The 11,430-nt window shown below is 53.6% G+C and carries 10 protein-coding genes; 4 read left to right on the top strand and 6 right to left on the bottom strand.

Annotated features, from left to right (window positions below; genetic code table 11):
* Window positions 1-32: 32 nt before the first annotated feature.
* Window positions 33-902 carry a LysR substrate-binding domain-containing protein gene (locus ACM615_RS09750; RefSeq protein ID WP_159281230.1) on the bottom strand — a complete coding sequence of 290 codons (870 nt, stop codon included), beginning with the start codon at window positions 900-902 and terminating at the stop codon, window positions 33-35.
* 105 nt (window positions 903-1,007) lie between these two features.
* On the opposite strand from ACM615_RS09750, the gene ACM615_RS09745 reads away from it, so the two are divergent.
* From ACM615_RS09745 to ACM615_RS09730, 4 genes are all read left to right on the top strand, one after another.
* Window positions 1,008-1,904 (top strand): DMT family transporter, encoded by an 897-nt coding sequence (locus ACM615_RS09745; RefSeq protein WP_431011816.1) that lies wholly within the window; start codon window positions 1,008-1,010, stop codon window positions 1,902-1,904.
* A 103-nt stretch (window positions 1,905-2,007) separates the two neighbouring features.
* Entirely contained in the window at window positions 2,008-2,652 is a 645-nt protein-coding gene (adk, locus tag ACM615_RS09740; protein ID WP_112287544.1) for an adenylate kinase, read from the top strand.
* Between the two features lie 254 nt (window positions 2,653-2,906).
* The gene (gene hemH / locus ACM615_RS09735) at window positions 2,907-3,869 is read left to right on the top strand and encodes a ferrochelatase (RefSeq protein WP_112287545.1); all 963 of its coding nucleotides are present in this window, start codon (window positions 2,907-2,909) and stop codon (window positions 3,867-3,869) included.
* A 38-nt stretch (window positions 3,870-3,907) separates the two neighbouring features.
* Window positions 3,908-5,227 (top strand): inosine/guanosine kinase, encoded by a 1,320-nt coding sequence (locus ACM615_RS09730; protein ID WP_132965077.1) that lies wholly within the window; start codon window positions 3,908-3,910, stop codon window positions 5,225-5,227.
* A 55-nt stretch (window positions 5,228-5,282) separates the two neighbouring features.
* Here ACM615_RS09730 and ACM615_RS09725 read toward each other — a convergent pair whose 3' ends face one another.
* From ACM615_RS09725 to ACM615_RS09705, 5 genes are all read right to left on the bottom strand, one after another.
* A complete protein-coding gene (locus ACM615_RS09725; RefSeq protein WP_129638332.1) occupies window positions 5,283-6,527 on the bottom strand; it encodes a sensor domain-containing diguanylate cyclase in 1,245 nt (414 codons plus the stop codon).
* 147 nt (window positions 6,528-6,674) lie between these two features.
* Window positions 6,675-8,366, bottom strand: coding sequence for a YbaL family putative K(+) efflux transporter (gene ybaL / locus ACM615_RS09720; protein ID WP_431011815.1), 1,692 nt, complete (start codon window positions 8,364-8,366; stop codon window positions 6,675-6,677).
* 237 nt (window positions 8,367-8,603) lie between these two features.
* A complete protein-coding gene (locus tag ACM615_RS09715) occupies window positions 8,604-9,815 on the bottom strand; it encodes an MFS transporter (protein WP_120160753.1) in 1,212 nt (403 codons plus the stop codon).
* A gap of 45 nt (window positions 9,816-9,860) precedes the next feature.
* Window positions 9,861-10,340, bottom strand: coding sequence for a Cys-tRNA(Pro)/Cys-tRNA(Cys) deacylase YbaK (gene ybaK, locus ACM615_RS09710; protein ID WP_431011814.1), 480 nt, complete (start codon window positions 10,338-10,340; stop codon window positions 9,861-9,863).
* 251 nt (window positions 10,341-10,591) lie between these two features.
* Window positions 10,592-11,392: a TraB/GumN family protein gene (locus tag ACM615_RS09705; RefSeq protein WP_113876117.1), complete on the bottom strand. Its 801-nt coding sequence runs from the start codon at window positions 11,390-11,392 to the stop codon at window positions 10,592-10,594.
* Window positions 11,393-11,430 lie beyond the last annotated feature (38 nt).

Raw genomic sequence — 11,430 nt, 5'->3', positions numbered from 1 at the left:
ATGAAAGGGTGTCGTGAAAGCGACACCCTTTTTTATTGCCTCGCTTCTTCCCGGATCCATTCCCTGAATGCGCGGATCTCCGGCTCGTCACGGCGCTGAGAACTCACCAGCACCGTCGTAGCGCGATCTACTTCGCAAAAGCCCGCCGGCGCAATCAGTGAACCTTCCTCCAGCTCTTTCTCCACCAGCATTTTCGGTGCGATACATACCCCCAGCCCGTTTTTCGCCGCCTGGATTGCCAGAATCAGATTATCGAAATGTTTACCGGTACTGACATCGCCCGGCGCACCCGTCGCTTTTGCCCATTCCTGCCAGGCATTGATCTTCGTATCGGCGTGCAGTAAGGGCAGGGCGCTGAAATCCGGCGGCGGCATCAGGTCATGACACAAGCCAGGCGCACAAACCGGCCCGATAAAATCAGAGGCAATTTGCATAGCGTCAGTGTCTGGGTTTTCAATGTGCGGACCGCTTTTTATCAGCACATCGGTGCGCTGGTTTTCCAGCTGTCCGGGCGCGGTCTGCGTCTGAAAAGAAAGCGTTATCTGCGGATAAAGTTGTGAAAACCGGCTGATGCGCGGCAGCAGCCACTGCGCCAGAAAACTGGGTGAGCAGGCAATGATCAGATGCTGTTCGCTGCCATTTCGGATCTCGTGACAGGTTTTTGCTATCTCATCAAATACCCGATCGCAGCAGGTTTTCAGTTTAATTCCGTCAGCGGTGAGAAACACGCGCCCAGCTGTGCGATTAAATAACACCGTCCCCAGCCAGCCTTCGAGATTTTTCATCTGATGGCTGATCGCGCTGTGTGTCACGTTCAGGGATTCCGCCGCTGTACTGAAACTTTCAAACTGCGCAGCCTGTTTGAAATAATGCAGGGCACGTAGCGAAGGGAGATCATTCATTTTATACCTTGTGAGTTTTTTTCATCTTCCGTGTCTGTTTATATCATTTTTTTTGCCGCTGAAAGCGCATTAATCTTGTCGCATGTTGAATCACAGGAGGTAAACATGCGTCAGTCTTCGCCGGTAAACGGCACTTTTACGGGTACTCTTATCGGCATTCTCGGCGGGGTTATCCTCAGTACCGATTCCGTTTTTATCCGCCTGATGTCGGTCGAAGACTCATGGCTGATCGTGCTACTGCGCGGTCTGTTTATGTGGGCACTGGTGGCGATGTTGTACCTGTTCTGGCCGGCATCGCGTTCCACGCTGGGCGTGCCGTGGATCACCCGTAAAAATGCGCTATCAACGCTGTTCTTCTGTATTGCGTCAGCCTGTTTCGTCAATGCGCTCAACCGCGGCAGTATCGCCACGGTGCTGGTGATCATCTCTTCAACACCGTTTGTCTCGGCATTGATTTCGCGGATTTTCTTCCGCGTTCGCATTGATAAACCGCTGATGCTGGCGGCACTGGCCGGAATGGCGGGCGTCGGCGTGGTGATGAGCGGACGCAGCACGGGCCACGACCCTGTCGCCAACTATTTTGCACTGGCCACGGCGGTGTCGATGGCGCTGGCGTTTATCTTCGCGTCGAAAGTCGAAAGCGGTACCGTCGGGCTGCCTTCACTGGGCGGTATTCTGGCCTCTTTTTGTGTAGTGATTTTTTCCGGTGGCAGCGTTTTGCATTGTTTACCCGCCTTAGCCGGTGAACAATGGCTATGGATAGCACTTGAAGGCGCGGTAATTATGCCGCTGGCGATGGGGCTGATTACGATGTCGACACGGCTGGTTTCTCCGGTCAATGCGGGGCTGTTTTTGCTGCTCGAAACCGCGCTGGCACCGCTTTGGATCTCACTGTTTTTAAATGAGGATCCTGCGCCATCGGCGGTTGCCGGTGGTGTGATCATCGTGCTGGCGGTGGTGTCGCAAACCTGGTGGGTAAAACGCCGGATAGCGCAGGCTTAACCCCAATTTCAGCGGGGTGTGTTCCTTGAGCAAAAGTGCTCAGAATGGTATGGTTGACCGGTTTTCGTGATTCATAATAATTACATGCAAGGGGATTTACGCAATGCGTATCATTCTGCTGGGCGCTCCGGGCGCAGGTAAGGGTACTCAGGCTCAATTCATCATGGAGAAATTTGGTATTCCTCAGATTTCTACCGGTGATATGTTGCGCGCCGCTGTGAAGGCCGGAAGTGAGCTCGGCAAGAAAGCAAAAGAGATTATGGATGCCGGTAAACTGGTGACCGATGAACTGGTTATCGCACTGGTGAAAGAACGTATTCAACAGGAAGATTGCCGTAACGGTTTCCTGTTAGACGGTTTCCCACGCACCATTCCGCAGGCTGATGCTATGAAAGACGCGGGCATCAAAGTGGATTACGTGCTGGAATTTGATGTGCCTGATGAACTGATCGTTGATCGCATCGTTGGCCGTCGCGTACACCCGGGCTCTGGCCGCGTGTACCACATCCAATACAATCCGCCAAAAGTGGAAGGTAAAGATGATGTGACTGGCGAAGAACTGATCACCCGTAAAGATGATCAGGAAGAAACCGTGCGTAAACGTCTGGTGGAATACCATGAGCTGACTGAGCCGCTGGTATCTTACTACAGCAAAGAAGCAGAAGCGGGCAACACTCAATACGTCAAAATTGACGGCACACAGCAGGTTTCTGCTGTGCGTGACGAACTGGCTGCAATCCTGAGCTAATCGTCTGCACTGCGCGCTACCACGGGGTGACTTCGGTCGCCCCGTTTGTTTTTCTGCGCCAACGCCTCTGTAGCTTGAAGTGTGAAGGGTATTAATAACAATTCGCATTGATAGCTTATGCCGTTGTTCCCATCGTCTTTGTTTTCGTTACAATGACCTGCGCCTCTTTTCAGCATTGCAAATTGCAGCACCAAAAACGGCGGCGCCCATCATTTTTCACACGGCTTCAATGCCTTTAATTTAGGATATTCAGCATGACGCAGACTAAATTCGGTGTTCTCCTGGTCAATCTTGGAACACCGGAAGCACCGACTCCGCAGGCCGTTAAAAAATATCTGGCTGAGTTTTTGAGTGATATCCGCGTCGTGGATACGCCCCGTCTGCTGTGGTGGCCGATCCTGAATTTGGTGATCCTGCCGCTGCGTTCCCCGCGCGTGTCCAAACTGTATAAAGCGGTCTGGATGGAAGAAGGTTCGCCGCTGATGGTGTACAGCCGCCGTCAGCAGAAAGCGCTGGCAGAACGCCTGCCGGGCACGCCGGTTGAACTGGCGATGAGTTACGGCAAGCCGGGCATGAAAGAACCCATTGAAAAACTGCTGGCGCAGGGCGTGACTAAAATGGTGGTACTGCCGCTGTATCCGCAATACTCCTGCTCAACCAGCGCCGCGGTTTTTGACGGTGTGGCGCGCGTGCTGAAATCTCAGCGTCGCCTGCCTTCAATGAGCTTTATCCGTGACTACGCCACCCATCCGGCCTATATTTCCGCGCTCAAAGCCAGCATCGAACGTTCCTTTGCTCAGCATGGCGAACCGGATCGTCTGGTGCTCTCCTTCCACGGTATTCCTAAGCGTTTTGTCGCTGAAGGCGATGATTATGAACAGCGTTGCCGCGATACCGTGCAGGCGCTGACCGATGCGCTGCAACTGCCGTCGGGCAAAATAATGCTGACCTTCCAGTCGCGCTTTGGTCGCGAACCGTGGCTGACGCCGTACACGGACGAAACGCTGAAAGGTCTTCCGGCTCAGGGTGTTAAGCATATTCAGATCCTGTGCCCTGGCTTTGCGGCAGACTGTCTGGAGACGCTGGAAGAGATCAAAGGCGAGAACCGTGAGATTTTTATTCATGCAGGCGGCGAGCGCTTCGAATATATTGACGCCTTAAACGACCAGCCGGAGCATATCGATCTGCTGCAACAACTGGTCACTCAGCACTTCTGAATGAAGCCTGAGTTTTTTGAATTTCCCGAGAATAATGAATGAAATTTCCTGGTAAGCGTAAGTCTAAACACTATTTTCCGGTCAGCGCGCGTGACCCTTTATTGCGTGATTCCATGCTGCAGGCCATGCAGCCGGAATCTGAAGCCGGGGCCTCGTACATCGTCGGCATCGACCAGACAATGGTCGATATTGAAGCGCGCGTGGATGAAAATTTTGTGGCCCGTTACGGCCTGACGCCGGGTGAATCCAATATTCTTGACGATGAGATGTCGGAAGCGCTGTATCAGGAACTGATGAGCCACGCGCTTATCAGCCATCAGTTTGCCGGTGGCACCGTCGGCAATACGCTGCACAATTATTCCGTGCTGGCTGATGACCGTTCGGTGCTGCTGGGTGTGATGTGTAACAACGTCAAAATCGGTGATTACGCTTACCGCTATTTGTGTAACACCTCAAGCCGTGTGGATCTTAATTTCCTGCAAGGCGTGGACGGCGCAATTGGCCGCTGTTTCACGCTGATCAGTGACACCGGCGAGCGCACCTTTGCCATCAGTCCGGGCAAAATGAATGAACTGCATGCCTGCAGCGTGCCGGAAGATGTGATTGCCGGCGCGTCCGCGCTGCTGCTCACCTCGTACCTGCTGCGCAGCAAGCCGGGCGAACCGATGCCAGAAGCCACCATGCAGGCCATTGAATACGCTAAAAAATACCATGTGCCGGTAGTGTTAACGCTGGGGACGCAATACGTCATCGCGGAGGATCCGCAGGCATGGCGCGATTTCATCCGTGATAACGTGTCGATTCTGGCGATGAACGAAGATGAAGGGTTTGCACTGACCGGCATGAAAGATCCGCTGATGGCGGCGGATAAAGCGCTGGAATGGGTGGATCTGGTGTTGTGTACCGCCGGACCGAACGGTCTGTTTATGGCGAGTTATACCGAAGACGAATTCAAACGCACGACTCAGCATCCGTTGCTTCCGGGTGCGATTGCTGAATTTAATCAGTATGAATTCAGCCGGGCGATGCGCCGTGAATGCTGTCAGGAGCCGCTGAAGATTTATTCCCACATTGCGCCGTACATGGGCGGGCCGGAAAAAATCATGAATACCAATGGGGCGGGGGATGGCGCGCTCTCTGCGCTGCTGCATGACATCGCGGCTAACGGTTTTCACCGCACTTCCGTGCCGAATTCCAGCAAACATACCCGCGAGTATCTGACGTACTCCTCACTGGCGCAGGTGTGTAAATACGCCAACCGCGTGAGTTATCAGGTGCTGAACCAGCATTCACCACGTCTGACGCGTGGTCTGCCGGAGCGTGAAGACAGTCTGGAAGAGAGTTACTGGGAACGTTAAACATCATCGGGAACGAAAAGTGAAAAGGGCGGGAAATTGAATCCCCGCCCTTTTTTCAGCCCATCTGAACCTGATTCCTTCCAGATGTCTTTGCGCGATATAACGCGTCATCCACACGTTTAAACAGTCTGGTGAAGTCTTCTCCGGTTTCGTACTGCACCACACCGACGCTCACTGTCATCGAAGGTAAATCAGGATGCTTATACTCTTCAACGGCTAAGCGGAGCGTCTCAGCGACGTGTAATGCGCCTTCCAGACCGGTCAGCGGCAGCAAAATCAGAAACTCCTCGCCACCCCAGCGGAATACGGTATCGCTTTCGCGGATCCCCGTTTCCAGCGTTCTCGCCAGCATCACCAGTGCATCATCGCCTTTGTTATGCCCGTGCTGATCGTTAATTGCTTTGAAATGATCGGCATCGACCAGCATCAGACTGAAATTGTGCGTGCGTTGCGGATTTTGCGTCCGCGCGTTTTCTACCAGTTGCATAAACTGGCGGCGGTTGCCCAGTCCGGTCAGCGGATCACGGAGTGCGGCGTGTTCCAGCTCCTGCTCAAGGCGCTTTTGCTCGGTAATATCGTGAATGATGCACAGCATCAGCCGCACGCCATCCACGTCCACCGGGCCGGCGTAAGTCTGCACATGGCGCAGATTACCGTCCGCAAGTTTGTGCACAAAGGTCAGCGGTTTATGTCCGCCGGGCAGACGGGCGATTTCATGCATCACCGGCAGCACATCCTGGCCCATTGCATTGATTTCCCAGGTGTGTCTCATGCACATTTCGTCGCGTGTATAGCCATAGAATCGTGTCGCCGCCAGATTCGCATCGACAATCTGCCCGTTATTAGCAGGGTCAATCAGCAGCATTGGTGCCGTATTAGTCTGGAAAAATCGCTCATAGAAACCGCTCTGATCACGGCGGTAAGGTCGGGCTTCGCTCAGGAACGAACCGGGTGCCGGAACGTTGGCCGCGGAGGTGTGCGTTCCTTCGAACACGATGACCGGCTCCTGCAAGCCAAACTGTGCCAGAGAAAGACGACAGCTCAGGGGAAAGGCGCGGCCTTCTTTGTGGATGGTCCAGATTTCAATGACCTGATCGCCTTTTTGCAGATGAGGCAGATAGGACTCGAGGGATTGCAAAGACTGGACCGAAAACTGACCGTTGCGCAGGGGGCCCAGCAAACTGTTACCCGCAAGTTTTCGGGCCGCCGTATTAGCGAAAATAATTTGCTGGTTATGTACTGAGACAACCCAGACCGGCGTGCTCAAAATGTTCAATGTTTCCAGATGGGATAGCAACATCGCAGTACCGGTCAATTTTTGACATAAAAAGAGAATACCGCGAAATGATCTGATTAGGTGTTTTTTATGTCGCGAAAGTTAAAGGGAATTTTTTGCGGGAAGGGGGGCAGGCGCAGCAAAAGTACTGCGCCCGGCGTTAGGAACAAATCAGATCGGGCAAAACGGCCTTTTTTCGTCTTCGGTCAGAGTGTCGATTTGCAACATACCCAGCATGCTGTTGGCGATTTCCCGCTCGCCCATCACCACGCGATCGGCACCGCGCTCCATGATGTAGGTGACTTCATCGTCATAATGCGCACGGGCGATAATCTCAATATTTGGTCGCTTGGTGCGGGCGGAGGCGACGATTTCACCGGCTTCATAACCATTGGGAATGGTCACCAGCAGCCAGCGGGCGCAGTCGAGACGTGCCAGATCCATCACTTCCTGATTGGCAGCATTGCCCAGCACCGTGCTGATGCCCTGATCGCGCAGCGCTTCGACACGCGGACGCGAATTTTCAATCACCACCAGCGGAATTCCGGCGGCCTGAAGTTTCTCACCGAGCAGGCTGCCGACACGTCCATAACCGACCAGCAGTGCGTGATTGCATAAATCGAACGGGATTTGCTTCTCGTCTTCAACGGCTTCTTCAACGCTCTGGTCTTCGATGGTTTCTGTTTTCGCCAGATATTTTTCAAGCAACGTGAACAGCAGCGGGTTAAACATAATCGACAGAATGGCCCCCGCCAGTACCAGATTGCGGCCATGTTCAGACAGTAAACCCAGTGAAATCCCAAGGCCTGCGAGAATAAAGGCGAATTCACCAATCTGCGCCAGACTGACGGAAATCGTCAGCGCGGTGCGTTTGGAGTGCCCGAACATTTTCACCAGCAGGAACGCGGCAATGGATTTACCGAACACGATGATCGCCAGCGTGGCGATCACGGTCAGCGGTTCACGCACCAGAATCATCGGGTCGAATAACATGCCAACCGAGACGAAGAACAGTACCGCAAACGCATCGCGCAGCGGTAACGTGTCGTGCGCCGCACGCTGGCTGAGTTCGGATTCATTGAGCACCATACCGGCGAAGAACGCACCCAGCGCGAACGACACGTCAAAGAATTCGACGGCGCCGTACGCGATGCCCAGCGCCAGCGCCAGAACAGACAGCGTAAACAGTTCGCGTGAACCGGTACTGGCGGTTTTGGCGAGGATCCACGGTACCACGCGGCGGCCGACCACCATCATCAGCACCATGAACGCAATCACTTTACCAATGGTCACTGCCAGTCCGGTCAGCAGTTCGACCGGGCTGGAATGATGGCTTTCCAGCATGCCGCTGAACGCAGGCAGCAGAACCAGCGTCAGCACCATCACCAGATCTTCAACAATCAGCCAGCCGATGGCGATTTGCCCGCGCTGGCTGTCAATCAGTTGCCGCTCTTCCAGAGCACGCAACAGCACCACGGTACTGGCGGTGGACAAACACAGCCCGAACACCAGCCCGGTCGCCAGATCCCAGCCCATCAGACTTGATAACCCCATCCCAAGCAGCGTCGCTACCGCGATTTGCGCTACAGCGCCGGGAATGGCTATCGACTTTACGGCGAGGAGATCTTTCAGGGAAAAATGCAGACCGACGCCAAACATCAGCAGAATGACGCCGATTTCAGCCAGTTCCGGTGCCAGTGAGGTGTCTGCAACGAAGCCCGGTGTAAAAGGGCCGGCCAGCACGCCAGCGGCGAGATAGCCAACCAGAGGAGAAATACGCAGGCGGTTGGCAAGCATTCCTAACAGGAAAGCCAGGACCAGACCGCCAACGATGGTAGTGATGAGAGGCGTAGAATGATGCATTCAGACTCCTTCTGGTTATGCATAAAGCAAATATGTTGCTGATTGTTTCTAAGTTTATGGTGAAAATCGTTTTCGCGTTGGGGAATTTTGGCCTTTTTTATTAAAAATCATCAGCAGACGATAAAAAAAATTCCAACGCGGGATTTAAATGGGTTTTATCAGGCAGATATCAAGGGAATAGGGGTTCAGACGCTGCCGATATTTAACTATCGGCAGCCGGGAAGGAAAGGTTAAGGGCTATTTGCGTTCAATATTTGGCAGGAATGCTGTCAGGATCCCAAGCAACGGCAGGAAGGCACAAATCTGATACACCAGTTCGATGCTGGTTTTATCCGCCACATAGCCGAGAACCGCAGCGCCCAGCCCGCCCATACCAAAGGCCAGACCGAAGAACAGGCCGGAAACCATGCCGACTTTGCCCGGCATCAGCTCCTGCGCGAACACCAGAATGGCTGAGAATGCCGAGGCCAGGATCACACCGATAATCACGCTCAGCACGCTGGTCCACATCAGATTGGCATGAGGCAAAAGTAGCGTAAATGGCGCGACACCCAGAATTGAGACCCAGATGACGTATTTGCGCCCAATCCTATCGCCCACCGGCCCGCCGATAATGGTGCCTGCTGCGACGGCAAACAGGAAGACGAACAAATGGATTTGCGCGCTTTGTACCGAGACGCCAAATTTATGGATCAGGTAAAAGGTGTAATAACTGCTCAGGCTGGTCAGGTAGAAATACTTTGAGAAAATCAGCACCAGCAGAATACCCATCGACATCGCCACGGTTTTACGCGGCAGCAGGGTGATATTGCTGTTCACCGGGCCACGCTTTTTGGCGATCTGATTTTGCTGGCGATACCATTTACTGATTTGCAGCAGCACGACAATCCCCAGCAGCGCCGCCAGCGAGAACCATGCGACGTTGCCTTTACCGTAAGGCGCGATGATCAGCGCCGCGAGTAACGGGCCAAGTGAAGAACCCAGATTGCCACCGACCTGGAACAGCGACTGCGCCAGTCCGTGACGTCCGCCGGAAGCCATACGTGCCACGCGCGACGATTCAGGATGGAACACCGAAGAGCCTGTGCCAACCAGCGCCGCCGCCAGCAACACCACCGGGAAACTCTGCGCGACCGCCAGCAACAGCAGGCCGGAGAGCGTAAAGCCCATGCCTATCGGCAGAGAATAGGGTTGCGGATGCTTGTCAGTGTAATAGCCGATAAGCGGTTGCAACAGTGAGGCGGTTATCTGGTACGTCAGGGTAATCAGGCCGATTTGCGTAAAGCTCAGGGAAAACTGGTTTTGCAGTAACGGATAAATCGCCAGTATCAGCGACTGAATCATGTCATTGAGCAGATGAGAAACGCTGATCGCCGCCAGAATAGAAAACGCAGTCTTTTTGACTGCGTCTTTCTGCGGGCTGACTGGCGTTGACGTCGTGTCTGTCATAGCGGAGGAAGCCTTCTTATTGTAGAGGTGCAGAGTACCTGCCTGTCAGTCGACTTTAGCGATATCGGCAAACTGGGCTTTGAGTAAACGGCAAAGATCGCCTGCCGCCAGTTCAATATCAAGTCCGCGTTTACCGCCTGAAACATAAATCGTGGAAAACGTCTGCGCCGGACTGTCGATCACCGTCGGCAGCAGTTTTTTCTGTCCCAGCGGGCTGATGCCGCCGACCAGATAACCAGTGATGCGCTGGGCGATAGCCGGATCTGCCATATCGGCTTTTTTCGCTTTCAGGGCTTTGGCGACCTTTTTTAAATCCAGCTTCGACGCCACCGGCGTGACGGCAACGGCCAGATTTTTGGCATCGCCGTTGAGCGAAACGAGCAGCGTTTTATAAACCTGGCGCGCATCAAGCCCGAGTTTTTTCACGGCTTCATCGCCAAAATTGGTTTCATCGCTGCTGTGTTCGTACGGGTGAAGGGTAAAGCTGACGTTGTTTTTTTCCAGGAGGATGACCGCGGGTGTCATGATTACCGCCTATTTTATTTACTTTTTTGTTCGGAAAATAGTCATCAGCTCAATCTGATGAAAACAAACAATAAAGTATGATTACTGAGCGAGGATGAAATAGTAGAGCAATGAATGGTTATTGCCAAGACCCGTCGCAGATTGATACCCTGTGCGCGCCGGTGCTGTGCCTGAAAAGGCCGGTACTGAAGCTATAACTAATAAAATGAAATTCCTCTTTGACTGGCCGGCCTTAAAAACCGGCCATTTTTTTATCCTTTCAGCAGCTCCGGCAAATTCCCTTCGCCGTACAAATGCAGCGCACCGACTGCGACCACATAGTTTCCTGCAGGTAAGTCCAGCAGCTGTTTTTTCCAGCGCACATTTCGCTGATTCATCAGCACATCGTATAAATCACTGCTAAAAGTATTCGGAAGCTGCTCGACCGCCAGCCCCGGTTTGCTGTCCAGCCACCAGCTGATCATGGTTTGCAACAGGCGCGCGTTGGTGTGCCAGTGCGTCAGGGTATCTTCCAGCAGTCCGAGCCCGTCGTCAGGAAGTTGCTGCAACAGTGCAAACTGCTCCTCCGGCCCTTCCAGTTCAATGACCGGCGTGTTCTGCTCTTTAGCGTTGTGCAACAGCTGATAATCGATGCCGTAATTTCCGCGCAGTCCGAGACGCTGCGCCTGCGTGGCCTGCAACATCAGCGCGACCTGCCATGACGGCAAAGGATTAAGCGTCCACATCGACACACCCAGTTCTTCGCATAAACGCTCGACGTGCAGATATTGCGATTCAGAAAGGCGTTCAGCCAGCGGAGGATATTCGCCGGTCATACTGAAAGGGGAATCGGTGCCGCTGATATCTGCCTCGACTATCAGCGCATCGGCTTTTTTCAGGCGGCGCAACAGTTGCGCAGGCAGCGGTTGCATATCCTGCGTGCCCATATGAATGCTGCCGACCAGATGCAGATAGCGATTGCCGGGAAGCCGGATATCCAGGGCGGGATAGGAATACTCAGCGGGAAAAAGCCGGCGAAGCCAGCTGAATGCCTGGTTTAAAAACGGCGCCATAATGCAGGGTCTCCCGAAAAATGAGAGACCATGCTAAC

The sequence above is a fragment of the Rahnella sp. PAMC25617 genome, from assembly GCF_050606005.1.
GTDB classification, from domain to species: Bacteria; Pseudomonadota; Gammaproteobacteria; order Enterobacterales; family Enterobacteriaceae; genus Rahnella; species Rahnella variigena.
Note: the sequence above shows the minus strand (reverse complement) of the source record. Positions and strands in the feature narration are given on the sequence as shown.